At 75.0% G+C, this 24190-nt stretch carries 24 protein-coding genes; 10 read left to right on the top strand and 14 right to left on the bottom strand.

Going from position 1 to position 24190, the window contains the following annotated elements:
* Positions 1–12: 12 nt before the first annotated feature.
* Positions 13–663: a phosphoribosylglycinamide formyltransferase gene (gene purN, locus GYH36_RS05000; RefSeq protein WP_162289282.1), complete on the bottom strand. Its 651-nt coding sequence runs from the start codon at positions 661–663 to the stop codon at positions 13–15.
* A 159-nt stretch (positions 664–822) separates the two neighbouring features.
* Between purN and GYH36_RS05005 the strand changes: the two genes are divergently transcribed.
* Positions 823–1428: a hypothetical protein gene (locus GYH36_RS05005; protein WP_024840417.1), complete on the top strand. Its 606-nt coding sequence runs from the start codon at positions 823–825 to the stop codon at positions 1426–1428.
* Positions 1429–1446: 18 nt separating this feature from the next.
* On the opposite strand, the gene GYH36_RS05010 is transcribed toward GYH36_RS05005, so the two are convergent.
* The 4 genes from GYH36_RS05010 to GYH36_RS05025 all read right to left on the bottom strand — a co-directional run bounded on the left by GYH36_RS05010 (position 1447) and on the right by GYH36_RS05025 (position 6846).
* Positions 1447–2694, bottom strand: a complete 1248-nt coding sequence (locus GYH36_RS05010; RefSeq protein ID WP_162289283.1) for a cell division protein PerM — start codon at positions 2692–2694, stop codon at positions 1447–1449.
* Between the two features lie 259 nt (positions 2695–2953).
* Positions 2954–3844, bottom strand: coding sequence for a succinate--CoA ligase subunit alpha (gene sucD, locus GYH36_RS05015; protein ID WP_024840415.1), 891 nt, complete (start codon positions 3842–3844; stop codon positions 2954–2956).
* Between the two features lie 37 nt (positions 3845–3881).
* Entirely contained in the window at positions 3882–5051 is a 1170-nt protein-coding gene (gene sucC / locus GYH36_RS05020; RefSeq protein WP_024840414.1) for an ADP-forming succinate--CoA ligase subunit beta, read from the bottom strand.
* A gap of 190 nt (positions 5052–5241) precedes the next feature.
* Entirely contained in the window at positions 5242–6846 is a 1605-nt protein-coding gene (locus GYH36_RS05025; RefSeq protein WP_162289284.1) for an OmpA family protein, read from the bottom strand.
* A 158-nt stretch (positions 6847–7004) separates the two neighbouring features.
* On the opposite strand from GYH36_RS05025, the gene GYH36_RS05030 reads away from it, so the two are divergent.
* Positions 7005–7226 (top strand): helix-turn-helix domain-containing protein, encoded by a 222-nt coding sequence (locus GYH36_RS05030; RefSeq protein WP_024840412.1) that lies wholly within the window; start codon positions 7005–7007, stop codon positions 7224–7226.
* A gap of 1 nt (position 7227) precedes the next feature.
* The gene (locus tag GYH36_RS05035) at positions 7228–7779 is read left to right on the top strand and encodes a Clp protease N-terminal domain-containing protein (RefSeq protein ID WP_115942121.1); all 552 of its coding nucleotides are present in this window, start codon (positions 7228–7230) and stop codon (positions 7777–7779) included.
* A gap of 57 nt (positions 7780–7836) precedes the next feature.
* On the opposite strand, the gene GYH36_RS05040 is transcribed toward GYH36_RS05035, so the two are convergent.
* Positions 7837–8067 carry a helix-turn-helix domain-containing protein gene (locus tag GYH36_RS05040; protein WP_024840410.1) on the bottom strand — a complete coding sequence of 77 codons (231 nt, stop codon included), beginning with the start codon at positions 8065–8067 and terminating at the stop codon, positions 7837–7839.
* Positions 8067–8699, bottom strand: a complete 633-nt coding sequence (locus GYH36_RS05045) for a hypothetical protein (RefSeq protein WP_162289285.1) — start codon at positions 8697–8699, stop codon at positions 8067–8069. The genes GYH36_RS05040 and GYH36_RS05045 overlap by 1 nt, the downstream gene beginning before the upstream one ends.
* 174 nt (positions 8700–8873) lie before the next feature.
* Here GYH36_RS05045 and GYH36_RS05050 point away from each other — a divergent pair, with 174 nt between their 5' ends.
* Positions 8874–9575 carry a DUF6518 family protein gene (locus GYH36_RS05050; RefSeq protein ID WP_024840408.1) on the top strand — a complete coding sequence of 234 codons (702 nt, stop codon included), beginning with the start codon at positions 8874–8876 and terminating at the stop codon, positions 9573–9575.
* 3 nt (positions 9576–9578) lie between these two features.
* On the opposite strand, the gene pcrA is transcribed toward GYH36_RS05050, so the two are convergent.
* Positions 9579–12344: a DNA helicase PcrA gene (gene pcrA / locus GYH36_RS05055; protein WP_115942118.1), complete on the bottom strand. Its 2766-nt coding sequence runs from the start codon at positions 12342–12344 to the stop codon at positions 9579–9581.
* 130 nt (positions 12345–12474) lie between these two features.
* Here pcrA and GYH36_RS05060 point away from each other — a divergent pair, with 130 nt between their 5' ends.
* Entirely contained in the window at positions 12475–12855 is a 381-nt protein-coding gene (locus tag GYH36_RS05060) for a VOC family protein (RefSeq protein ID WP_162289286.1), read from the top strand.
* Between the two features lie 9 nt (positions 12856–12864).
* Here the strand turns inward: GYH36_RS05060 and GYH36_RS05065 are convergent, their stop codons facing one another.
* From GYH36_RS05065 to GYH36_RS05080, 4 genes are all read right to left on the bottom strand, one after another.
* A complete protein-coding gene (locus GYH36_RS05065) occupies positions 12865–13347 on the bottom strand; it encodes a DUF456 domain-containing protein (RefSeq protein ID WP_162289287.1) in 483 nt (160 codons plus the stop codon).
* A gap of 18 nt (positions 13348–13365) precedes the next feature.
* Complete coding sequence (locus tag GYH36_RS05070; RefSeq protein WP_024840404.1) at positions 13366–14181, bottom strand: alpha/beta fold hydrolase; 816 nt, start codon at positions 14179–14181, stop codon at positions 13366–13368.
* Positions 14178–14738, bottom strand: a complete 561-nt coding sequence (locus tag GYH36_RS05075) for a PadR family transcriptional regulator (RefSeq protein WP_024840403.1) — start codon at positions 14736–14738, stop codon at positions 14178–14180. Before GYH36_RS05075 ends, GYH36_RS05070 begins: the two co-directional genes overlap by 4 nt.
* A 104-nt stretch (positions 14739–14842) precedes the next feature.
* Positions 14843–15217, bottom strand: a complete 375-nt coding sequence (locus tag GYH36_RS05080; RefSeq protein ID WP_024840402.1) for a hypothetical protein — start codon at positions 15215–15217, stop codon at positions 14843–14845.
* Positions 15218–15691: 474 nt separating this feature from the next.
* Here GYH36_RS05080 and GYH36_RS05085 point away from each other — a divergent pair, with 474 nt between their 5' ends.
* The 5 genes from GYH36_RS05085 to cobA all read left to right on the top strand — a co-directional run bounded on the left by GYH36_RS05085 (position 15692) and on the right by cobA (position 22085).
* Complete coding sequence (locus GYH36_RS05085) at positions 15692–17467, top strand: nitrite/sulfite reductase (protein WP_162289288.1); 1776 nt, start codon at positions 15692–15694, stop codon at positions 17465–17467.
* 161 nt (positions 17468–17628) lie between these two features.
* Positions 17629–18327, top strand: a complete 699-nt coding sequence (locus GYH36_RS05090; RefSeq protein ID WP_051471615.1) for a phosphoadenylyl-sulfate reductase — start codon at positions 17629–17631, stop codon at positions 18325–18327.
* A gap of 8 nt (positions 18328–18335) precedes the next feature.
* Entirely contained in the window at positions 18336–19331 is a 996-nt protein-coding gene (gene cysD / locus GYH36_RS05095; protein ID WP_034604101.1) for a sulfate adenylyltransferase subunit CysD, read from the top strand.
* On the top strand, positions 19331–20710 hold the full coding sequence (locus GYH36_RS05100) for a sulfate adenylyltransferase subunit 1 (RefSeq protein WP_162289289.1): 1380 nt from the start codon (positions 19331–19333) through the stop codon (positions 20708–20710). Before cysD ends, GYH36_RS05100 begins: the two co-directional genes overlap by 1 nt.
* Before the next feature lie 7 nt (positions 20711–20717).
* Entirely contained in the window at positions 20718–22085 is a 1368-nt protein-coding gene (cobA, locus tag GYH36_RS05105) for a uroporphyrinogen-III C-methyltransferase (protein ID WP_162289290.1), read from the top strand.
* Positions 22086–22091: 6 nt separating this feature from the next.
* Here the strand turns inward: cobA and GYH36_RS05110 are convergent, their stop codons facing one another.
* Together GYH36_RS05110 and GYH36_RS05115 are read right to left on the bottom strand one after the other, a co-directional pair.
* Complete coding sequence (locus GYH36_RS05110; protein ID WP_312028511.1) at positions 22092–22790, bottom strand: LuxR C-terminal-related transcriptional regulator; 699 nt, start codon at positions 22788–22790, stop codon at positions 22092–22094.
* Entirely contained in the window at positions 22787–24187 is a 1401-nt protein-coding gene (locus GYH36_RS05115; RefSeq protein ID WP_115942111.1) for an ATP-binding protein, read from the bottom strand. The genes GYH36_RS05110 and GYH36_RS05115 overlap by 4 nt, the downstream gene beginning before the upstream one ends.
* Positions 24188–24190 lie beyond the last annotated feature (3 nt).

Genomic DNA, 24190 nt, shown 5'->3' on the forward strand with positions numbered 1-24190 from the left:
GACCTCAGTCGGTCAGGACACCCCGCCCAGCACGACGCGACGACCCTCGATGCGCATGCCCTCGCGCGCGACGCGGCCGACGGTCTCGACGAGCAGGGCCCGCTCGGCGACCTTGATGCGCTCGTGCAGCGACTCCTCGTCGTCGCCGTCCTCGACCGGGACCGCGATCTGGGCGATGATCGGGCCCGTGTCGACGCCGTCGTCGACGACGTGCACGGTGCACCCTGTGACGCGCACGCCGTACGCGAGGGCGTCGCGGACCCCGTGCGCGCCCGGGAACGACGGCAGGAGCGCCGGGTGGGTGTTGATGGTGCGGCCCGCGAAGCGCCCGACGAACGCGGGCCCGAGGATCCGCATGAACCCGGCGAGGACGACGAGGTCCGGCCGGAAGACGTCGACGGCCTGCGCGACGGCCTCGTTCCACGCCGCCCGGTCCACGAAGTCCCCGGGCGCGACGGTCACGGCGGCGACGCCCGCTCGGCGCGCGAGGTCGAGCCCGCCCGCGTCGGCCTTGTCGGACACGACGCCGACGACGCGCGCGCCGTACGCCGCGTCGTCGTGCGCCGCGAGGATGGCCGCGAGGTTGCTGCCCGCGCCCGAGACGAGGACGACGACGCGGGCTGCGGAGGTGGACTCGACGGGGTGGCCGGACGGCGTCTGCACGGTGCTCCTGCGGGGCTTCGGTCGGGTGGGTCGGCGTCGGTGCGGCGCCCGCACGGCGCCGGGGCGCCGGTCGGGCGGGACGGGCGGGCACCCTCCCGGGCACCCGGCGTCCGATGGGAGAATGTACCGCGAGCCGCCCGACCGACCGAGGAGCCGCCCGTGGGCAACCCGTACGCACCGCCCCGTCCCGACGCGCCGCGGCGGCCCCGCCCCGAGTCGCCGCAGCCGCCGGACGACGGCTCGCGTCCGGACGCGCCGGTCCCGTCGGGCGCCGGGCACGGCCCGTCGGGTCCCGTGCCCCCGCCCCCGCACGGCTCCCCCGCCGACCGCCGCCCGCCCGCACCGGAACCCGCGGAGCCGGACCCTGAGCTCGCTCGGCAGGCGACGCGGCGCACCCTGCACTTCGGCCTGCTCCTGCTCGCCGTGATCGTCGTGAGCACGATGCCGTTCCCGTGGCAGGCGGTGAGCCTCGCGCTCGCGCTCGGCGCGATCGTCGTGGGCATCCGCGCGCTCCTGACCGTGTGGCGCGCGCGTGTGCGCGGCGCGCTCGTCCCGGCGCTGGGCATCGGCGTGGGGCTGTCGGCGATGCTCGCGCTGCAGATGGTCTCGACGCTCGTGACGTGGGACGTCGCGCTCGCCCACCAGCAGTGCCTCGACGGCGCGATCACGGTCGCGGCGGAGAAGCGCTGCGACGTCGAGCGCACGCAGGCCCTCGAGGAGAAGCTCGCGCGCTGGTTCCCCGCGCCCGCGCCGACGTCGCCCTGACCCGAGGGCGCCCCTCGCTCAGTCCTCGGTGCGGCGCCGTCCGAGGACGTCGAGCCGGGCGGCGAGGACCGCGAGCGCGGCGCCGCCGCCGATCTCGGCCGCGGCGAGCGCGCCCACGACGAGCGCGTCGGCCCCGACGACCTCGAGCCGGCCGGGCCCGACCGCGCCGCCCGCGAGCCAGCTCACGAGCCCGGCGAGCAGCCCGACGCCGACCGCCGTGCCCGTGACGGCGAGGCACGCGTCGAGCCACGGCACGTCGTCGTCGGGGTGGGTGCCCGTGACGTCGCGCAGCCGGCGCTGCACGAAGAGCCCCGCCACCACGCCGAGCGCCACGACGACGGCCGGCACCCACGGCGTCAGGGGGTTCGTCCAGTCGTCGCCGGGCAGCGCCCCGAGGAGCGGGATCGCGGGCAGCGCGCCGGGCTGCGAGCCCGTCGGCGCGAACGTGCTGCCCTCGCCGACGGCGAAGCCCGGCCCGACGAGCCACGCCCCGGCCCACGCGACGAGGTTGGGCAGCACGGCGAGCTGCGCGACCGCGAGCACGATCCCCCCGATCGTCCCGGGCACGAGGCCGGCGACGATGTCCGCGGACGTCGCGCGCCCCGCCACGAGCCAGGCTCCGACCACGACGGCGGACACGCCCGCGAGGAGGCTCGTGCCGAGCAGACCGCCGCGGAGCCCGAGCCGCAGCGACGGCGGCACCCAGCGGTCCAGCCGCTGCGTGAGGTCGCCGACGAGCGGGGCGTCCGGGCGCGCGAGGATCCCGGCCCCGAGGCCGAGCCCGCCCACGAGCGCGCCGCCCGCGACCGCGACCCCGAGACCCCACGGCGGCGTCGAGCCGGCGAGGAGCGCGACGCCCAGCGTCGCGAGCGCGTACGTCGCCGTCCCGGCGGCCCACGCGGCGGTCGAGGTGTACGCGGACCGGCGCGCGGACGCGAAGCAGCAGAACAGGGCGAGCGCGGTGAGGCCGAGCGGGACGAGCGTGACGGTCGTGCCGCTCGCGACGAGCGGGACACCGTGGCCGAGCAGCCAGAAGCCCGCGGCGATCGTCACCGACTGGCCCCACCCGCTGCCCTCCGACGTCCCGCTCGACGAGCCGAGGAAGGCCACGACGCCCGGCAGAACGACGACCGCGAGGGACAGCACGAACGCCTGGAGCGCGGCCAGCACCCCGGAGGGACCGCGCCGGACCACCACCGGTGCTGGTGCCGGGCTGCCGTCCACGGTGCGCGTGCGCGCACCACGCGTCGTGCTGGTGGTGCTCATGGTGCCTATCGTCGTCGATCGGGAGGTCGGTTCGTGACATTCGCCCCGGCGCGCCAGACTACCCGTGCCCCGCGATGCCCCCGCGCCGGGCGCTGCGCACCCGTGGCCGTGGCCACGACGCCAGGGGGCCACGACGCCAAGGGCCACGACGCCGGGGTCGGCGACGCCGTGCCGGACGCACGACGCCCCGCGACCGGAGGGTCGCGGGGCGTCGGGTGCGGGTGGCGCCGGCGTCATGCGCCGGCCGCGGACCCCGGTGTCAGGCGAGGACCTCGCGCAGGAGCGCGGCGGTCTCGGACGGCGTCTTGCCGACCTTCACGCCGACGGCCTCCAGGGCCTCCTTCTTCGCCTGGGCGGTGCCCGCCGAGCCGGAGACGATGGCGCCGGCGTGGCCCATCGTCTTGCCCTCGGGCGCGGTGAAGCCCGCGACGTAGCCGACGACCGGCTTCGTGACGTGCTCCTTGATGTAGGCCGCGGCACGCTCCTCGGCGTCGCCGCCGATCTCGCCGATCATGACGATCGCCTTGGTCTCGGGGTCGTTCTCGAACGCCTCGAGCGCGTCGATGTGCGTGGTGCCGACGATCGGGTCGCCGCCGATGCCGATGGCGGTCGAGAACCCGAGGTCCTTGAGCTCGTACATCATCTGGTAGGTCAGCGTGCCCGACTTCGACACGAGACCGACCGGGCCCTTGCCCGTGATGGTGTGCGGGGTGATGCCGGCGAGCGACTCGCCCGGCGTGATGATGCCGGGGCAGTTCGGGCCGATCATGCGCGTCTTCTTGCCCTGGAGGTAGGCCCAGACCTCGGCCGTGTCCTGGACGGGCACGCCCTCGGTGATGACGACGATGAGCGGCATCTCGGCGTCGATCGCCTCGATCGCGGCGTCCTTGGTGAACGCCGGCGGGACGAACAGGACGGACACGTTCGCGCCCGTCTCGGCCATCGCCTCGGCGACCGTGCCGAACACGGGCAGCGTGACGTCGTTGCCCTCGTGGTCCTTGTGCGTGACGGTCGTGCCGGCCTTGCGCGCGTTGACGCCGCCGACGATCTGCGCGCCCGAGTCGAGCATGAGGGCGGTGTGCTTGGCACCCATCCCGCCGGTGATGCCCTGGACGATGATCTTGGAGTCGGAGTTCAGGTAGATCGACATGGTGTTCTCTGTCTCAGCTTTCCGCGTCTTCGGGCGATCAGGCGTTGGCCAGCTCGGCAGCCTTGTCGGCCCCGCCGTCCATGGTCTCGGCGAGGGTCACGAGCGGGTGGTTCGCCTCGCGCAGGATCGCGCGACCGAGGTCCACGTTGTTGCCGTCGAGGCGCACGACGAGCGGCTTCGAGGCCTCGTCGCCGAGGATCTCGAGCGCGCCGACGATGCCCTTGGCGACCTCGTCGCACGCGGTGATGCCGCCGAAGACGTTGACGAACACCGACTTGACCTGCGGGTCGCCCAGGATGACGTCCAGGCCGTTCGCCATGACCTGCGCGTTGGCGCCGCCGCCGATGTCGAGGAAGTTGGCGGGCTTCACGCCGCCGTGCTTCTCGCCCGCGTACGCGACGACGTCGAGCGTGCTCATGACGAGCCCGGCGCCGTTGCCGATGATGCCGACCTCGCCGTCGAGCTTGACGTAGTTGAGGCCGTTCGCCTTCGCCTTGGCCTCGAGCGGGTCGGTCGACTCCTTGTCCTCGAGCGCGGCGTGGTCGGGGTGCCGGACCTCCGACGCGTTGTCGTCGAGCGTGACCTTGCCGTCGAGCGCGACGATCGAGCCGTCCTCGGTGCGGACGAGCGGGTTCACCTCGACGAGCGTCGCGTCCTCGGCCGTGAACACGGTCCACAGCTTCTGGACGACCGCCGCGACCGGGGCCTTGAGGTCCTCGGCGAAGCCGGCGGCGTCGACGATCTCGCGCGCCTTCGCCTCGTCGATGCCCACGATCGGGTCGACGGCGACCTTCGCGAGCGCCTCGGGACGCTCGACCGCGAGCTGCTCGATCTCCATGCCGCCCTCGACGGAGCACATGGCGAGGTAGTTGCGGTTCGAGCGGTCCAGCAGCACCGAGAAGTAGAACTCCTCGGCGATCTTGGCGCCCTGCGCGATCATCACGCGGTGGACCGTGTGGCCCTTGATGTCCATGCCGAGGATCTCGGACGCCTTCTCGGCGGCCTCCTCGGGCGAGTGGGCGAGCTTGACGCCGCCGGCCTTGCCGCGGCCGCCGGTCTTCACCTGGGCCTTGACGACCACGGTGCCGCCGCCGAGCTTCTCAGCGCCCGCGCGGGCCTCCTCGGGCGTCGTCGCGACGACCCCGCCCAGCACGGGCACGCCGTGCTTCTCGAAGATGTCGCGCGCCTGGTATTCGAACAGGTCCACCCTGCTGCGTCCTTCCGTCTGATGCGCCGTGTGCGGCATGACCGATGTCTCGACATCAAGACATCCCCCTACAGGGTAGCCCGCGAAGCCGAGCGCTCCTATCGCGGGCCGACCCCCGGCCGCCGACGACGCGTGTTTCGTTCGTCACGCGGCCGCAGCCCTCCGGCAGCGGAGCGCGCCCCGCGGGGGCTCAGCCCGAGACCGGGACGTCCACGAACCGGATGGGCGTGCTGCCGTCCGTGACGGACGTCGACCCCTCGGGCACGTCGACGACGACCGTGTCGGAACCCCGGTCGGGCCAGACCACGCTGACGACCGACGTCGTCCCCGACGCCAGCGAGCCGACCGCGGCGTCCGCGAGGACGTTCCGGGCCGAGATCTCGTAGAGGTCCTCGTCGACGAGGTAGTCCACGGGATAGACCCGCACCCCGCCGTCGAGCAGGGTCACGTTGCTCGCGCCGAGCAGGCCCAGGCCGAGGTCGCCCCGGCCGTCGCGGACGGAGCCGAGGACGCTGACGAAGGACGCCTGCTCGGCGCCGTCGTTGCGCACGGCGAGCTCGCCCACGAGGTATCCGCCGACGCGCCGCACCCCGAGCAGCTCGACGTGCAGGCGTTGCACCCCGCCGACGCCGTCGCCGTGCAGGACGACGGCGCCGCCCAGGCCCTCGATCGTCGGGCCCTCGGCCGGGACGAGCCCGTCGCCCGCGGGCGCCCGGACCGTCGCGGCGTCGGTGGCGGGCGTGAACTCGACGGTCACGCGGCGGTTGAGCGCGCGCGCCTCGTCGGTCGCCTCCGTCGTGAGGGGCTCGCTCTCGCCCCGACCCTCGACCCGGACGTCGAACCGCCCCAGGTCGGCGATCTCGGCCAACCGGTCCGCGACGGCCCGGGCGCGCCGCTCCGAGAGCTCCTGGTTCGCGGCCTCCTCGCCCTGGTCGTCGGTGTGCCCGACGACGACGAGCTCGCCGTCGGCCGCGAGCGAGAGCTGCGCGACGACCGCGTCGAGCGCCTCGTCCGCGCCCGGCCCGATCATGGCGGAGTCGACGTCGAAGAGGACGTCGGAGTCGACCACGACGCTGACCACGTCGTGCGCGTCGCGCGTGCGCACGGCGTCGCCGGCCGTGGTGCTGAACGTCTCGAGGTAGGCGGAGGGAGCGACGACGCCCGCGAGGTCGCCCGACGAGAGCTCCGCGACCGGGACGGTGAGGCCGTCCGCGTCCGCCGCCTCGACGACGGGCACGTCCTCGACGAGGCCGACGGCCGGGACGAGCACGGAGGTGGTGGCCGTGGGCGGGGCGTCGAACGCGACGTGCCCGACGACGGGCTCACGGCCGGGCGAGAGCATGTACTCCTCGCCCATCGACGCGAGCGCGGCCCCGTCCGCGGTCCGTGCCGCCTCCCGCACGACGCCGGCCTCCAGGTCGACGAGCCGCACGCCGTCGAACGAGTCCTCCTGGGTGAGCGCCCGGTTGGCGAACACGAACCCGGCCATGACCGCCTCGTCGCCGCCGGTGGCCTCGACCTCGACGCGGAGCACCGCGAGGTCGCCGTCCACGGCGACCGGCCCGACCCTCGCCTCGACGTCCACGCCGCGCACGTGGCCCTCGACCACGACCGGCGTGGGGTCCGTGGACCGGGTGGGCGCCACCGCGCCCTCGGACGCCGACGTCTCGCCGGGCTCCTCGGGGCTGGTCGTCGTCCCGCACCCGGCGACGAGCGTCGCCGCCGTCACGCACGCCGTGAGCGCCAGGAGCGCGCGCCGTGCGCGTCCCCCGGGCGCGTCGGACCGCTGCTGCATCGTGTCCTCTTCCGTGGTCGTCGGTGTGCCCCCTGCGCCCTCGGACGCCGGCGCGGCGCCACGACCCTAGTGGACCGCGCGCGCCGTCCGGGACCCGCCCCGGCACCGTTCGTCAACACTGGTTGACACGAAGGCGCCGTCAACCTAGATTGACAGCCATGGAACCCGTCGACATGGACGCCGCGAGCAGCACCGACCCGGACGTGGGTCTGCGCGCCGTGCGGTCGCTGCGCGTGCTCGCCGAGCGCCTCGAGGCGCTGCAGGTCGAGAACGCGCGCTCGCTGGGCTGGTCGTGGCAGGAGATCGCGGACCGGCTCGGCGTGACCCGGCAGGCCGTGCACAAGAAGTACGCGGCGTCCCGTAGCACCAGGAGGTCATGACATGTTCGAACGCTTCTCCGGCGACGCGCGGGCGACGGTCGTCGAGGCCCAGACGCACGCGCGCGAGCGCGGCGACGACGCCATCGACGCCGTCCACCTGCTCCTCGCCCTCGCCCACCAGCCGGGCGGCGTCGCCGCCAGCGCCCTCGCCGCCGTCGGGGTCACGCCCGACGCGGTCGACCGGCACGCCGCCGCACCCGGGGCCCGCGACGACCTCGACGGCCCCGCGCTCGCATCGCTCGGGATCGACCTCGACGCGGTCCGCGCGCGGACGGACGCCGCGTTCGGCGCGGGCGCGCTCGACCGGCGCCGGCACGCCCGTCGCGGGCACCTGCCGTTCACGAAGGAGGCGAAGAAGACGCTCGAGCTCTCGCTGCGCGAGGCGGTCCGCGTGGGCTCGCGGTCCATCGACTCCGGTCACGTGCTCCTCGCCCTCGTCCGTGCGGACGGGACGACGGCGCACCGCGCCCTGGTCGCGGCGCTCGCCGAGGCGGGCAGCGACCTCGACGGCCTGCGCACCGCGCTCGCGACGGAGCACCGCACCGCGTCCTGAGCCCGGGCCTCGCGCGCTCCTTCGCCGGACGCGCGAGGCACGCGCGAGGGGCCGGCGCTACGCGTGCGGTCGCAGGACCAGCAGGTCGCCGATCTCGCAGCCGAGCGCGTCGCAGATCGCGGTCAGGGTCGAGAAGCGGACGGCCCGCGCGCGGTCGTTCTTGAGCACCGAGAGGTTCACGACCGTGACGCCGACGAGCTCGGCGAGCCGGCTGAGCGTCATGCCGCGCTCCTCGAGGAGCTCGTCGAGCCGGCAGTGGACCCGGCCGGCCTCCTCCTCGGGCGGCATCAGACGAGCCCCTCGGTCTCGCGCTGGACCCGCTCCCCCACGCGCATCGCACCCGCGACCGCGCCGAGCGCGATCGCGACGAGGAGGAGCCCGAGGGGGAACGACGCCACGAACACGGCGCCGGGGTCCGCCTCCGCCCCGCCGAGGGCGGCGCGCGCCGCGTCGCCGACGGCCGTCGTCGCGCCGACCTGGACGAGCCACGCCACGACCAGCGCGACGCACGACACGAGCACGAGCCGCGTGGTCCCGGCCGTGAACGCCGCCCCGCGCACCACGCGCCGGCAGAACAGCGCGAGGCACACCGCGGTGACGCCGTACGCCGCGGGCACGAGCACCGCCTCGAGCAGCGCGACGCCCGTCGCGAGGCCGGGCAGGTGCGGCACCTCGACGACGACCGATCCCGCCGTGGCCGGGACGTCCGCGCCGCCCGGCCCGAGGGGTGCGCGCAGCGTCTCGTCGCCCGTGAGCTCGATCCGCACCGGGACGGGCCCGCCCCCGAGGAGCTCGGCGACGCGCCGCACCACGGCGACGGCGGAGCCGACCACGACGAGCGCGGCGACGACGTACGTCACCACGACGTCGGTCCGGTCGAGCTCGACGAACGAGAAGCGCTGGCGTTCGGTGGCGGGCACCGTTCCTCCTGGGGTCGCGGATCGTCGCGTATCGACGATCGATAACATCGAGAAACGATAACAACGATGATCGATATGCGCGACCCTCGACTCCGACCACGGGTGGACGCTCGTGCGCCCCAGGTCGGGCGACGGTCGGACGACGGCGCTCGTGCGGCGACCTAGCGTGGCTCCGTGCCCGCCACCGAACCCGCCGCCCGCACGGCCTCCGCCGCCCTCCCCTCGTCCGCGCCGAGCCGACCCGTACCGGCCGACGGAGCGGCCCGCACCGCGGTGCGCGCCCTCGTCGTCGTCGCCGCGTCGTTCCTGCTGGGCGGCCTCACGTCGTACGCGCAGGGCTTCCTGCCGGACGCCGCGAGCCCGTTCGCCAACTCGTCGAGCGGGTGGACCCTGCTCACGGTGCTGCTCGTGGCGTGGTTCGCGGGCGCACCCCGCGCCCGGACGTGGCACGCCGCGGTGCTCGGGGCCGCGAGCTTCGTGCTCCTCGTGCTCGGGTACACCGTGGCCGCCGACCTCCGCGGCTTCGTGTACCACCCGCTGCTGTTCGGGCTGGTCGGCGTCGTCGCGGGCCCGTTCGTCGGCGTCGCCGCGGCGTGGCTGCGGACCCAGGGCGTGCGCGCCGCCCTCGCGACGGCGCTCCTCGCCGGGATCGGGGTCGGCGAGGGCACGTACGGCCTCCTGACCGTCGCCGAGCACACCGGCGCGACCTACTGGGTGGTCGCCGGCGTCGCGTCGCTCGTCCTGCTCGCCGCGATGCTCGCGCGCCGCGTCCGCGGCACGTGGCCGGTCGTCGTCACCGTCGCGGGCACGGCCGTGGTCGCGGGCGCGTTCTACTCCGCCTACATCTGGCTCGGCACCGTCGGCAGCCTCGGCTGAGCGTCAGAGCTTGGTGACGGGCGAGTACCGCAGCAGCAGCCGCTTCGTCCCGTCCGCGCCGAAGTCGATCTTCGCCACGGCGTTCGGCCCGGCGCCCTCGAGCGCGACGACCGTCCCGAGCCCGTACGCGTCGTGCGTCACCTTGTCCCCGACGGCGAGGTTCGGCACGTCCCCGTCGGCCCGCGGCGTCGCCGACCCGAACGTCGCCCCTCCGGACGCCGAGCCGAAGGAAGAGCGCGCAGAGGTGGTCGACGCCGGGTCGCGGCGGGCCTGGCGCGAGGACCCCGAGGAACGAGGGCCACGAGGGGCAGATCCGTCGCCGTCGGCACCTGCCCGCGACCCCGACCACGGCCCGGACCGCGCACCGGACCACGAGCCCGACGACGAGCCGCGGCCCCAGACCGACCCGCCCGCCCGCAGGGTCGCCATCGACGACTCGCGCCGTCGCCAGTCCCACAGCTCCTCGGGGATCTCCTCGAGGAACCGGCTGGGCGGGAACTCGTTCGCCATGCCCCACGCGGACCGCACCGCGGACCGCGAGACGTAGAGGCGCTCGCGCGCGCGGGTGATGCCCACGTAGGCGAGGCGGCGCTCCTCGGCGAGCTCGGCGTCGTCGTGCAGGGACCGCATGTGCGGGAACGTGCCGTCCTCCATGCCGGTGAGGAACACGACGGGGAACTCGAGGCCCTTCGCCGTGTGGAGCGTCATGAGCGTGACGACCCCCGGGTCCTCCTTCTCCTCGGCCTCGCTCGCGCCGTCGGCGACGTCCTCGGCGGGGATCTGGTCGGCGTCCGCCACGAGGGACACGCGCTCGAGGAAGTCGGACAGCGTGCCCTCGGGCTCGAGCTCGGTGAACTCGGTCGCGACGGCGTGGAGCTCCGCGAGGTTCTCGACGCGCGTCGCGTCCTGCGGGTCGTCGCTCGCGCGCAGCTCGGCGAGGTAGCCCGTGCGGTCGAGGACGGCGCCGAGGATCTCGGCCGGGGTCGCGCCGGAGTCCGCGAGCTCGCGCAGGCCCGTCATGAGCTCGACGAACGCGCGCAGCGGGTTGAGCGTGCGGTTCGTCAGGCCCGGGATCTCGTCGATGCGGTCGAGCGCCGCGCCGAACGAGATGCGCTCGCGGTCCGCGAGTGCCGCGACCGCGCCCTCCGCCCGGTCGCCGAGCCCGCGCTTGGGGACGTTGAGCACGCGCCGCAGGTTGACGTCGTCGTCGAGGTTGTCGATCGCCCGCAGGTACGCGACGGCGTCCTTGACCTCGCGCCGCTCGTAGAAGCGCGTGCCGCCCACGACCTTGTACGGGAGGCCGACGCGGATGAGCACCTCCTCGAGCGCGCGGGACTGCGCGTTGGTGCGGTAGAACACCGCGACGTCGCCGGGACGCACGCCCTCGGTGTCGCCGAGGCGGTCGATCTCCTCCGCGACGAACCGCGCCTCCTCGTGCTCGTTGTCCGCGACGTAGCCGATGACCTTCGCGCCCGCGCCCGAGTCGGTCCACAGGCGCTTGGGCTTGCGGTCGGGGTTGCGCGAGATGACGGCGTTGGCGGCCGAGAGGATGTTCTGGGTCGAGCGGTAGTTCTGCTCGAGCAGGATGGTGCGGGCGTCCGGGTAGTCGGCCTCGAACTCGAGGATGTTGCGGATCGTCGCGCCGCGGAACGCGTAGATCGACTGGTCGGCGTCGCCGACGACGGTGAGCTCGGCCGGGTCGAGCGCCGGGACCTGCGCCTCGCCCGTCCCGCTCGTCGCGGCGTCGGTCGCGGCGGAGTCCTCGCCCACGCCCGCGAGCTCGCGCACGAGCACGTACTGGGCGTGGTTGGTGTCCTGGTACTCGTCGACGAGCACGTGGCGGAACCGGCGGCGGTAGTGCTCGGCGACCGCGGGGAACGCCTGGAGCAGGTTGACCGTGGTCATGATGATGTCGTCGAAGTCGAGCGCGCTGGCCGCGACGAGACGGGCCTGGTAGCGCGTGTAGACGTCGGCGAGCACCTGGTCGAACTCGGGGACGCTCGCGCCGCGAGCCGCGAGACCCTCGTCGGTCGCGTGCGCGCCGGAGTCGCGCGCGTACGTCTCGGGGTCGACGAGCTCGTTCTTGAGGTCCGAGATCTTGTTCGCGAGCGAGCGCGCCGGGTACTTCTTTGGGTCCAGGTCGAGCTCGCGCGTGACGAGGGTGATGAGCCGCTGGGAGTCCGCGGCGTCGTAGATGGAGAAGCTCGACCGCAGCCCGAGCGTCTTGGCCTCGCGCCGCAGGATGCGCACGCACGCCGAGTGGAACGTGGAGACCCACATGGTGCGCGCGGACGGCCCGACGAGCGCCTCGACGCGCTCGCGCATCTCGGCTGCGGCCTTGTTGGTGAACGTGATCGCGAGGATCTGGCCCGCGCGCGCCCGGCCCGTGGCGAGCAGGTGCGCGATGCGGTGCGTGAGCACGCGCGTCTTGCCCGACCCGGCGCCCGCGACGATGAGCAGCGGCCCGCCCGCGTGCACGACGGCCTCGCGCTGCTGCGGGTTGAGCCCGTCGAGCAGCGCGTCGGGGTCGAGGTGGGCGTACCTGCCGCGTCGCTCCCCCGTGCCCGACGGCGCGCCGTCGCCCGGCGCGGTCGTCCCGCCCGCCGCGGCGTCCCCGACCGGCGAGCCCGCGCCGTCGGGCACGGCCGGGTCGTCGGTCCAGCGCGGCGCGGTCCGCGGGAGGCGGGACTCGCCGCCGTGGTCGACGCGCGGGCCGTCGAACAGCGTGTCGAGGCCGGGCAGCGGGAGGTTCTCGAAGAGCGAAGCCATAGCCCCTCCAGCCTAGGCGCCCGCGCCCACACCCGGCGCCGATCGGCCGATGAGTCGCGCCACCCCGGGCGGTCTGCCGTTCGTGACCGCCCGTCCGGGCGGCACGCCCCGCCCTGTCGAAGGAGACACCATGACGACGACCCGCCTCACGGGCGTGCACACCGTCGCGGTCCCGGTCGCCGACCAGGACCGCGCGCTCGCGTTCTACACCGGGACGCTCGGGCTCGAGGTCCGCATGGACGGTGAGCTCCAGGAGGGGTTCCGGTGGGTCGAGGTCGCGCCCCCGGGAGCCGCGACGTCGCTCGCCCTCGTCGCGGCCGGCGACGGCTTCCCCGCGGGCGTCGACACCGGGATCCGGCTCACGACCTCCGACGCGGCCGCCGACCACGCGGCGCTCGGCGAGGCCGGTGCGGACACGGGCGAGCTCCTGCGCTGGGAGGGCGTGCCGCCGATGTTCGCGCTGCGCGACGTCGACGGCAACACGCTGTACGTCATGGAGCTGCCCGGCTGAGCCGCCGGGTCAGGTGATCGCGAGCCCGACGCCCCAGGTCGCGGCGGCGAGCAGGCCACCCAGGAGCTGGACGAGGACCGTGATGCCGGTGGCCTGCATCGCGGCGACGGTCGCGCGCCACGCGGCGCGTCGGTCGCGGCGGCGCAGGAGCTCGGCGACGAACACGGCGAGCACGAACCCGATGAAGAGCCCGATCACGGGGATGACGAAGAACCCGACCACCCCCGCGACCCCGCCCCACACGAGGGTCGACCACGGGACCTCGGCGCGGCGCATGTGCCGACCCGCGAGCACGTACTGCGCGACCTCCGCCGCCACCACGAAGAGGGCCGCCACGGCGAAGACGACCCACGCCGCCGTGCCGCCCGTGACGACCGCCCACACGAGGACCGCCCCGAGCACGAGGACGTTCCCGGGCAGGACCTGCACGACGATCCCGACCAGCCCGACGAGGATCGCCAGCCCGACGAGGACCTCTCCACCGACGCTCACGAGGGCAACCCTCGCACGTCAGCGGCCGCGCGCACGTCCCGGGAGCGGCACGAGCCGCGGGTGCGCGACGCCGTCGAGCACCCACGACCGGATCATCGCGCTGAACAGGTCGGGGTCCTCGGCGCTCCACTGGTGGTGCATCCCGGGCGCGAGGCGCACGACGGCGTCCGGCAGGCGGCGCCGCACGGTCGCCAGGGCGCCGCGCGCGGCACGCACGTCCTTTCCGCCCGCGACGGCGAGCACGCGTGCTCCGGACCGTTCGATCCCGTCCGGCCAGCACCCGCCGTAGGCATCGGCCACGATGCGCTCCATGGTCGCGCGGCGGATCGCGAGGCCCGAGCGCACGAAGAGGTCCCGCGCGTCGGCGGGGACGCCCGTGGCTCGCGCCTGCGCGCGCCAGTACCAGGGCCGGTCCCAGACCCGGAGCTGCGCGCGGCCGAGCGCCCCGGCGAGGCCGTGCACGCCGTCGAGCACGGCGCCCGAGGCGAGGACGGAGCGGACGAGGCCCGGGTGCCGCGCCGCGAGGCGCAGGGCGACGACCCCGCCGAACGACAGCCCGACGACGTGCACCTCGTGCTCGGCGGGGATCCCCGCGACGGTCGCGGCGACGTCGTCGGCGACCGCGTCGAGCGACGCCGGGACCTCGCCCGCGCGAGTGCCGAAGCCGAGCAGGTCGGGCGTCCACACGTCGAGGTCGTCGAGCGCCTCGACCTGCGGCTGCCACATCCACGACGCGACGTTGCCCCCGTGCAGCAGGACGACGGACGTGCGCTCCGTGGCGGCCGCGCCGGTCCGTCGGGCGGGGTGGTGCACGACGGCGTCCGGCAGGCTCACGCGAGCACCTCGCGCTCGGTCTCGGCGAGCCACGCGAGCTCGGTGCGTGCGTGCGCGAGCCCGTGCCGCAGCGTCGCGAGCCGCAGGGCGAGCCCCCGCGTGCCCCGGACGCGGTCGGCGTCGGGTCCGCCGCCGGCGAGGACCGCGGCGACCCGCTCCTCCTCGGCGGTCAGCGCGGCGAGCGTCTCCTCCGCCTGCGCGCGGCGTGCCGCGAGGAGCGCGGCGACCTCCGCGTCGTCGACCTGGTCGGCGAAGAACAGCCGCCCGAGGAACGGCTCGCGCGAGTCCTCCGCCTCGAGCGGCGATCCGAGCCAGTCGCGCAGGGCCGCGCGGCCCGCGTCGGTGATCGTGTGGACCTTGCGGTCGGGGTAGCTCTCCTGCGGCACCACCTCGACCTCCGCGAGCCCGGCATCGACGATCGCGGCGAGGGTCCGGTAGAGCTGCGAGCGGTCGGCCGCCCAGAAGTGGCGCACGGACGAGTCGAACGCGCGCTTGAGGTCGTAGCCGGTCATCGGCCGGAGGGTGAGGAGCCCGAGCACGAGATAGCGAAGGACCATGCGACTAGTGGACCATGCACCTAGTTCCGCGTCAACGGTCCCGGCCGGGACGACGACGGCCCGCCGACGCAGGAGCGTCGACGGGCCGCACGGGTCGGAAGGGATCAGTTCCAGAAGACGGCGACGAGGATGTTGACCAGGGTGAGCCCGCCGATCGCGTGCTTGAGACCCGGCGCGACGGCACCGTCGGCCGCCTTGCTCCCCTGGCGCTTCGCGACGAACGCGAGCACGGAGATCACGAGCGCGACCGTGAGCTTCACGGCGATCTTGGCCATGTCCGGGCCGCCATTCGGCCAGGTCTCCCAGACCGACGCCTCGCCGACGCCCACCATGGCGATGCCCGCGACGAGCGCGGTGAGCGCGCCGTGGAGCACGCCCGTGTAGAGGCCCGGCGTGCGCAGCGACGCGAGGTAGCCGCCGAGGACGACGGCCCAGCCGACGAAGTGCAGCGTGAGGAAGACGTTGTAGAGGATCTCCATGGGGACATGGTATTTGCTGACGCCCCCGTCGTGAAAGTTTGCACAAAGTGAGATGCGCCCCGGTGCCGGACGGACGTCCTGACATGCAGTGGGCCCCGCGCCCGGACGCGACGGACAGCGCCTTCGCAGGTCACGGCAGGATCGACAAACTGGATCGAAAGAGTCTAGAATTTCCGGTTTCCCACCATGCGGACCAGGGGTGTCCACGCGCGCGGGCCGCGGCTATGGTTCTCGGCATGACCACGGCAGCCCGCACCCTCCTCGTGACCTCGCGTCACGGGATGCCGGCGTGCGCGCACACGTGTCTCAGCTGTTGTCGCTGAACCGCGCCCGACTCAGCGCGAGCCCCGGCTCGCCCCCTCCCCTGGAGAACTCTGAGAACCGGCGCGCGCCGTCGGTCCTCAGCCCCTCGCACCCTCGCTGAGCGCTCGCCGTCGCGCGTCCCCGCACCCGAACGAGGACACGAGGAACCCGATGACGCAGGCAACGACTGCGCCCGAGGCCACGGACGGCGCCGCTCCGCCCGGCCGGCCCGCACGACGGACCGCCGGCCGCCCCGCGCGCACGGACGCGCCCGCCCGACCCGCGCGGGCCGCCCGACCGCACGGGCAGTGGAAGGTCGACGGCACCGAGCCGCTCAACGCGAACGAGAAGTGGAAGCAGGAGGACGGCGGCCTGTCCGTCCGCGAGCGCATCGAGACGATCTACGCGCGCGACGGCTTCGACTCCATCCCCGGCGACGACCTGCACGGGCGCTTCCGCTGGTGGGGGCTGTACACGCAGCGCAAGCCCGGGATCGACGGCGGCAAGACGGCGACGCTCGAGCCGCACGAGCTCGAGGACCGGTACTTCATGCTCCGGGTCCGCATCGACGGCGGGGCCCTGACGACCGAGCAGCTGCGCGTCATCGCGGACATCTCGAAGGAGTTCGGCCGCGACTCCGCCGACATCACCGACCGCCAGAACATCCAGCTGCACTGGGTCGAGGTCGAGGACGTCCCCGAGATCTGGCGCCGCCTGGAGGCCGTGGGCCTGCAGACGACCGAGGCGTGCGGCGACGTCCCGCGCGTCGTGCTCGGCAGCCCCGTCGCGGGGATCGCGGCCGACGAGCTCATCGACCCGAGCGCGGCGATCGCCGAGATCACGCGCCGCTACATCGGCGTCCCCGAGCTCGCGAACCTGCCCCGCAAGTTCAAGACGGCGCTCACCGGGCACCCGAGCCAGGACGTCGTGCACGAGATCAACGACGTCGCGTTCGTCGCGCACCGCCACCCCGAGCTCGGCGTCGGGTTCGACGTGTGGGTCGGCGGCGGCCTGTCCGCGAACCCGCGCCTCGGCGAGCGCCTGGGCGTCTTCGCCACCGAGGAGCAGGTGCCCGACGTCTGGCACGGCGTGGTGCAGATCTTCCGCGACTACGGGTACCGGCGCCTGCGCAACAAGGCGCGCCTGAAGTTCCTGCTCGCCGACTGGGGCCCCGAGCGGTTCCGCGAGGTGCTGGAGACCGAGTACCTCGGCTACCGGCTGCCCGACGGCCCGCCCGCGCCGAAGCCGCCCGTCCCGGGGGACCACGTGGGCGTGCACAAGCAGAAGGACGGGCTCAACTACGTCGGCGCGGCCCCGTACGTGGGGCGCGTGTCGGGCACGATCCTCGGACGCGTCGCGGACCTCGCCGAGTCCGTCGGCTCGCGCCGCGTGCGGCTCACCCCGCACCAGAAGCTCCTCGTGCTGGACGTGCCCGACGAGCACGTGGAGCACGTCGTGTCGACGCTCAAGGAGAACGGGCTCGACGCGAACCCGAGCCCGTTCCGCCGCAGCACGATCGCGTGCACGGGCATCGAGTACTGCAAGCTCGCGATCGTCGACACCAAGGACACCGCGACCACGACCATCGACGAGCTCGAGAAGCGGCTCGGCGACCTGTCGCAGATGCGTCCCGTGACGCTGCACGTCAACGGGTGCCCCAACTCGTGCGCACGCATCCAGACGGCGGACATCGGGCTCAAGGGCCAGCTCGTCATGGACGACGCCGGCGAGCAGGTCCCGGGCTTCCAGGTCCACCTCGGCGGCGGGCTCGCCTCGCAGGACCGCGAGGTCGCGGGCATGGGCCGCACGGTGCGCGGGCTCAAGGTCACGGCCGCCGACCTGCCGGACTACGTCGAGCGGGTCGTGCGCCGGTACGAGGCGGACAAGACCGGGACCGAGACGTTCGCCGAGTGGGCGCACCGGGCCGACGAGGAGGCGCTGCAGTGAGCGAGGACCAGGCCACCACGACGACCGTGCCGGGCACGACCGACCCGTTGGCCGCGCTGCGCGCCGCCGCGCGGGCCCGCACCGAGCAGCGCGAGGCTGCGAAGGCCGCGCACCACGCCGAGCGCGCGCGGCACGGCCGGCCCAAGCGGTCGCTCGACGAGCTGCGCGAGATCGCGCGGCGCGGCGCGGCCGAGCTCGCGGGCTCCGGCATCGGGGCGGACGACGAGGCCACGGCCGAGCAGGTCGTCGCCTGGGCGGCGCGCGAGTTCGGCACGTCAGTCGCGGTCGCGTGCTCGATGGCGGACGCGGTGCTCCCCCACGTCGTCGCGGCGCAGATCCCGTGGGTGGACGTGCTGTTCCTCGACACGGGCTACCACTTCGCCGAGACGGTGGGGACGCGCGACGCGGTCGAGCAGCAGCTGGACGTGACGATCGTCGACGTGCGCCCCGAGCTCACCGTCGCCGAGCAGGACGCCGCGCACGGTAAGGACCTCTTCGCGCGCGACCCGGGCCTGTGCTGCCAGATGCGCAAGGTCGAGCCGCTGCACCGCACGCTCGCCGGCTACGAGGTGTGGGTCACCGGCGTGCGCCGCGACGAGGCGCCGACGCGGACGCGCACGCCGCTCGTCACGTTCGACGAGAAGAACGGGCTCGTGAAGATCAACCCGCTCGCGGCCTGGTCGTTCGACGACCTGCTCGCGTACGCGACCCGGCACCAGGTGACCCTCAACCCGCTGCTGAACGACGGCTACCCGTCGATCGGCTGCCAGCCGTGCACCCGGCGCGTCGCGCCGGGCGAGGACCCTCGGGCCGGCCGCTGGGCCGGGCTCGACAAGACGGAGTGCGGACTCCACGTATGAGGACGGGCATGACGACCATCGACCTGACGACCGACGCGCCGTCCGCGGGACCTTCCACCCCGGACGCGGCGCCGACCCCGACCGCGGCCCTGCCCGGCGCGCGCCGCCTCACGCAGCTCGACGCGCTCGAGAGCGAGGGCATCCACATCATCCGTGAGGTGGTGGCCGAGTTCGAGCGCCCGGTGCTGCTGTTCAGCGGCGGCAAGGACTCCGTGGTGATGCTGCACCTCGCCGTCAAGGCGTTCGCGCCCGGCCCGGTGCCGTTCCCCGTGCTGCACGTGGACACGGGCCACAACTTCCCCGAGGTGCTCGCCTACCGCGACGCGACGGCGCAGCGCCTGGGCCTGCGGCTCGAGGTCGCGCGCGTGCAGGACTACATCGACGACGGCCGGCTGCGCGAGCGCGCCGACGGGACGCGCAACCCGCTCCAGACGCAGCCGCTGCTCGACGCGATCTCGGACCACCGGTTCGACGCCGTGTTCGGCGGCGGGCGCCGCGACGAGGAGAAGGCGCGTGCCAAGGAGCGCGTGTTCTCGCTGCGCGACGAGTTCGGCCAGTGGGACCCGCGCAACCAGCGCCCGGAGCTGTGGAACCTCTACAACGGGCGCCACCGGCCGGGCGAGCACGTGCGCGTGTTCCCGCTGTCGAACTGGACCGAGCTCGACGTGTGGCGGTACATCGCGCGTGAGCGCATCGAGCTGCCCGCGCTCTACTACGCGCACGAGCGCGAGGTGTTCGACCGCGACGGCATGCTGCTCGCCGTCGGGCCGTACTCCGCGCCCCGCACCGACGCCGAGGCCGCGTCCGTGCGCACCGAGACCGTGCGCTACCGCACGGTGGGAGACATGTCCTGCACGGGTGCCGTGCGCTCGGACGCCGCCGGCGTCGAGGACGTCATCGCCGAGGTCGCCGCGACGCGCATCACCGAGCGCGGCGCGACCCGCGCCGACGACCGCCTCTCCGAGGCCGCCATGGAGGACCGCAAGAAGGAGGGGTACTTCTGATGGGCACCCAGACCAGCACCGTCGAGGGCGAGTCCGTGCCGCTCGACGACACGCGCCGCGGCACGCTCCTGCGCCTCGCGACCGCCGGGTCCGTCGACGACGGCAAGTCCACGCTCGTGGGCCGCCTGCTGTTCGACTCCAAGTCCGTGCTCGCCGACCAGCTCGACGCCGTCGAGCGCGTCTCGCGCGACCGCGGCCTCGAGACGGCGGACCTCGCGCTGCTCACCGACGGCCTGCGCGCCGAGCGCGAGCAGGGCATCACGATCGACGTCGCGTACCGGTACTTCGCGACCGCGCGCCGGTCGTTCATCCTCGCGGACTGCCCCGGGCACGTGCAGTACACGCGCAACACCGTGACGGGCGCCTCGACGGCGGACGTCGTCGTGCTGCTCGTCGACGCGCGCAAGGGCCTGCTGGAGCAGACGCGCCGGCACCTCGCGGTCGCGAGCCTCCTGCGCGTGCCGCACGTGGTCGTCGCGGTGAACAAGATCGACCTCGTCGACTACAGCGAGGCCCGCTACGCGGAGCTCGCCGCGGACATCCGCGCGGCGGCGACGTCGCTCGGCGTCGGCGACGTCCACACGATCCCCGTCTCGGCCCTCGTCGGCGACAACGTCGTGGACCGGTCGAGCGCGAGCACGCCCTGGTACGACGGCCCGAGCCTGCTGGAGCTCCTCGAGGAGCTGCCGACGGGTGACGACCCGGAGACCGAGTCGTTCCGCTTCCCCGTCCAGGTCGTCATCCGGCCGCAGGCCGCGGCCGACGAGCGCTACCGCGACTACCGCGGGTACGCGGGGCAGGTCGCGTCCGGCGTCGTCAGCGTCGGCGACGAGGTCGTGGTGTTGCCCTCGGGTCGCCGCACGACCGTCGCGGGGATCGACACGGCCGACTCGCTCGCGAGCGGCGAGACGCTCACCGAGGCGTTCGCGCCGCAGTCGGTGACGATCCGCCTGACCGACGACGTGGACGTCGCGCGCGGCGACCTCATCGCCGCCGCGGCCGAGGCCCCCGACGTCACGCAGGACGTCGAGGGCACGCTCGCGTGGCTCGGCGACCGCCCGCTCCTGCCTGGCGCGCGCGTGCTGCTCAAGCACACGACCCGCACCGTGCAGGCCGTGGTGCGTGACGTCGTCGGACGGCTCGACCTCGACACGGCCGAGCTCGAGCCCGCCGAGCGCCTGGAGCTCAACGACATCGGCCGCGTGACGCTGCGCCTCGCCGCGCCCGTCGCCGCGGAGGAGTACGTCGTCGCCCGCCGCACCGGGGCGTTCCTGCTCGTCGACGCCCAGGACGGCGGGACCCTCGCGGCCGGGATGGTCGGCGACGCGCTCGCCGCGGTCCGTCGCCCGGCCGAGCGACCCGGCTCGTACGCGATCTGAGGACACCGTGACGACCAGCGCGCAGCACCACGAGACCTACCCGCTCGGCCTGCGCCTCGCGGGGCGGCTCGCCGTCGTCGTGGGCGGCGGGCCCGTCGCCGCGCGTCGCACGCGGGGTCTCCTCGACGCGGGAGCGGTCGTGACCGTCGTCGCGCCGTTCGTGTGCGAGGACCTCGCGGACCTCGTCGCCGAGCACGCGCCCGGCGCGCGCCCCGCGACGGGTGCGCGGCTCACGTGGGTCCGCCGCGACTACCTCACGGGCGACCTCGACGGCGCGTGGCTCGCGCACGCGGCGACGGGCGACCCTGCCGTGGACGCGCAGGTCGCGGCCGACGCCGAGGCGGACCGCGTCTTCTGCGTCACGGCGGGCGACGCGCACCTCGCGACGGCGTGGGTGCCCGCGGTCGCGCGCACGCGCGTCGGGTCGCCGTCGTCCGCGGCGGCCGCCGCGGACGCCGAGGTCACCGTGTCCGTCAACGCGGGCCGCGACCCGCGGCGGGCGCAGCGCGTGCGCGACGCCGTCGCCGTGCTCCTGGAGACCGGCGAGCTGCCGCTGCGCGCGGTGCGCCCGGCGCGCGCGGGCACCCCCGCACCGGGGACCGACGGCGAGACGTCTCTCGCCGGGGCCGTCACCGCACCGCTCGTGCGTCCGGTCGGCTCCGTCGCGCTCGTCGGCGGCGGCCCGGGCGACACCGGGCTCGTCTCGGTGCGCGGTCGCCGCCTGCTCGCCGAGGCGGACGTCGTCGTGGTCGACCGCCTCGGGCCGCGCGGCCTGCTGGCGGAGCTCGGCGACGACGTGGAGGTGATCGACGTCGGCAAGACGCCGGGCCACCATCCCGTCCCGCAGGCGGAGATCAACCGGATCCTCGTGCACCACGCGCTCGTCGGGCGGCGGGTCGTGCGGCTCAAGGGCGGCGACCCGTACGTGTTCGGGCGCGGCGGCGAGGAGCTCGAGGCGTGCCGCGAGCACGGCGTCCCGGTCGAGGTCGTGCCGGGCGTGACGAGCGCCGTCTCCGTCCCCGCCGCGGCGGGCATCCCCGTGACGCACCGCGGCCTCTCGCGCGGGTTCACGGTGCTCACCGGGCACGAGGACGTCGGCACGGTCCCGGCCGCGCGGGACCACACGGTCGTGCTGCTCATGGGCGTCTCGCGCCTCGCCGAGACCGCCGACGCGCTCGTCGCGCAGGGCCGCTCGCCCGGGACGCCCGTCGCCGTGGTCGAGGACGGCTACGGACCGCGCCAGCGGACCACGGTCGGGACGCTCGCGACGATCGCGGAGCGGGCGCGCGAGGCCGGCGTCCGGCCCCCGGCGGTCACCGTCGTCGGCGACGTCGTGACCCTCTCCCCCGCGTGGGCGGGCGCCGCCCCGCGCTGAGCGCCGTCAGAGCAGGCGGCGCTGGGCAGCCCAGCGCGTGAGCTCGTGCCGCGAGGAGAGCTGGAGCTTGCGCAGCACCGCGGAGACGTGGGTCTCGACGGTCTTGATCGAGATGAACAGCTCCGACGCGACCTCGCGGTACGTGTAGCCCCGCGCGATGAGGCGCATGACCTCCTGCTCGCGCGCGGAGAGGCGGTCGAGCTCGTCGTCGTGCACCGCGACGTCGCCCGCGCCCGTGCCGAACGCGTCGAGCACGAACCCGGCGAGGCGCGGGGAGAACACCGCGTCGCCGCCCGCGACCTGCCCGACGGCGGCCGACAGGTCCGGCCCGGAGATCGCCTTCGTCACGTACCCGCGCGCTCCGGCGCGGATGACCGCGACGACGTCCTCCGCGGCGTCGGACACCGAGAGCGCGAGGAACCGGACCTCGCCGAGCACGTCCGCGCACCGCTGGATGACCTCGGCGCCGCCGCCGCCGTTCCCGCCCGGGAGGTGCACGTCGAGCAGCACGACCGGCGGTCGCAGCTCGTGCACGCGCGCGACCGCGGACTCGACGTCGTCGGCCTCCCCGACCACCGTGACGAGCGCCGGGTCGAGGCTCGCCCGCACGCCCGCACGGAACATGTGGTGGTCGTCGACCAGCACCACGGACACGGGCCCGGTCGCGGGCGCGCCGTCGGTCGTCGCGCTGGGGATGGTCGTCACGGCGTCTCCTCGCTCGTCGGGGCGTGCGCGCGGCCCGTGCCGCCCTCGGCCCGGGCCGCCGGGCCCGTCGCGGGACCCGGCGTCGCGCCCGGCTCGGCGACCGCGCGCGGCACGCGCAACCGTACCTCGGTGCCCCACCCGGGCCGGCTGATGATCTCGGCCTTGCCGCCGCGCCGCTGCACGCGCCCGAGGATGGACTCGCGCACCCCGAACCGGTCGGGCGCCACGTCGTCCATGACGAACCCGTCGCCGCGGTCGCGCACGAACACCTCGGCCGCGTCGTCGCTCACCTCGAGGTAGACGGAGTACGGCGGGCCGCCGTGCGCCACGGCGTTGACGAGCGCCTCGCGCGTCGCCTGGAGCAGCGCGGCCGTCTCCTGCGTCGGCGTGCAGTCGCCCACCACGACGACGTCCACGACGACGGGGCCGGGCTCGGCCTCCCCCGGCACCCCGCCGATGGGCTCGGCCCGGCGGCCGACGCGGCCGTCCTCGACCTCCGCGACGAGCGCGCGGAGCTCGGCGGCGAGCGACGTGCCGGGCGAGGGGCGGTCGTCGTACAGCCACTCGCGCAGCTCGCGCTCCTGGGCACGTGCGAGGCGCGCGACGGTGTCCGCGTCGGAGGACCGGGCGCGGATGAGCGCGAGCGTCTGGAGCACCGAGTCGTGCAGGTGCGCGGCGATGTCGGCCCGCTCGGCCTCGCGCGCGCGGGCGGCCCGCTCGTCGCCGAGCTCGCGCATGAGCCGCAGCCACCACGGGGCGAGCACGATGGCCACGCCGGCGAGCACCGCGACGGCCGCCACGGCCGCGCGCACGATCTGCGTGGGGCGCGCGTCCTGGCCCACGAGCAGGACGATGCCGACGAGCACGAGCACGACGCCCCCGGCGATGCGCAGCACCCCGGCGGGCGTGCGCCCGCCCGCGCGCGTGAGCAGCCGGCCGCGCTCGACCGCGTCGAGCTGGCTCCACGCGAGCGCCGCGCCCGCGAGCGCGATGAGGACGGGGATCACCCACGACACCTCGACGTCCACGCCGGTGCGCAGCGCGACGAGCAGCGCGGCGCCGCCGAGCAGGACGACGCCGACCGCGACGTCGCGCACGGGCAGCCGCCGCACCCCGCCCTGGAGCCGCGGCGCGAGCCGCGACAGGGACGCGGGGCGCTGCTCGTCGCGCGCCGTCTCCGGGTCGCCCGGCGGGACGGTGAGCCACCAGAACACGTAGAGCGCGACGCCGGCCCCGCCCGCGAGCGCGAGGAGCGCCATGACGAGCCGCACGACGCCCACGCCGACGCCGAGGTGCGCCGCGAGCCCCGCGCACACGCCGCCGACCCACCGGCCGCGCTCGGGTCGGCGCAGCGGGAGGTCTCCGGGTCGGCGGGCAGGTGAGAGGGCTGACGTCACCCC

The organism is Cellulosimicrobium composti (assembly GCF_010287905.1).
In the GTDB taxonomy this organism is placed as follows: domain Bacteria; phylum Actinomycetota; class Actinomycetes; order Actinomycetales; family Cellulomonadaceae; genus Cellulosimicrobium; species Cellulosimicrobium composti.

Excerpts from the sequence above, each read along its gene's own strand:
- GYH36_RS05010 (WP_162289283.1), bottom strand. The coding sequence starts at position 2,694 with ATGAGCACCACCAGCACGACGCGTGGTGCGCGCACGCGCACCGTGGAC.
- sucD (WP_024840415.1), bottom strand. The coding sequence starts at position 3,844 with ATGTCGATCTACCTGAACTCCGACTCCAAGATCATCGTCCAGGGCATC.
- GYH36_RS05025 (WP_162289284.1), bottom strand. The coding sequence starts at position 6,846 with ATGCAGCAGCGGTCCGACGCGCCCGGGGGACGCGCACGGCGCGCGCTC.
- GYH36_RS05030 (WP_024840412.1), top strand. The coding sequence starts at position 7,005 with ATGGAACCCGTCGACATGGACGCCGCGAGCAGCACCGACCCGGACGTG.
- GYH36_RS05035 (WP_115942121.1), top strand. The coding sequence starts at position 7,228 with ATGTTCGAACGCTTCTCCGGCGACGCGCGGGCGACGGTCGTCGAGGCC.
- GYH36_RS05040 (WP_024840410.1), bottom strand. The coding sequence starts at position 8,067 with ATGCCGCCCGAGGAGGAGGCCGGCCGGGTCCACTGCCGGCTCGACGAG.
- pcrA (WP_115942118.1), bottom strand. The coding sequence starts at position 12,344 with ATGGCTTCGCTCTTCGAGAACCTCCCGCTGCCCGGCCTCGACACGCTG.
- GYH36_RS05060 (WP_162289286.1), top strand. The coding sequence starts at position 12,475 with ATGACGACGACCCGCCTCACGGGCGTGCACACCGTCGCGGTCCCGGTC.
- GYH36_RS05075 (WP_024840403.1), bottom strand. The coding sequence starts at position 14,738 with ATGGTCCTTCGCTATCTCGTGCTCGGGCTCCTCACCCTCCGGCCGATG.
- GYH36_RS05080 (WP_024840402.1), bottom strand. The coding sequence starts at position 15,217 with ATGGAGATCCTCTACAACGTCTTCCTCACGCTGCACTTCGTCGGCTGG.
- GYH36_RS05085 (WP_162289288.1), top strand. The coding sequence starts at position 15,692 with ATGACGCAGGCAACGACTGCGCCCGAGGCCACGGACGGCGCCGCTCCG.
- cysD (WP_034604101.1), top strand. The coding sequence starts at position 18,336 with ATGACGACCATCGACCTGACGACCGACGCGCCGTCCGCGGGACCTTCC.
- GYH36_RS05100 (WP_162289289.1), top strand. The coding sequence starts at position 19,331 with ATGGGCACCCAGACCAGCACCGTCGAGGGCGAGTCCGTGCCGCTCGAC.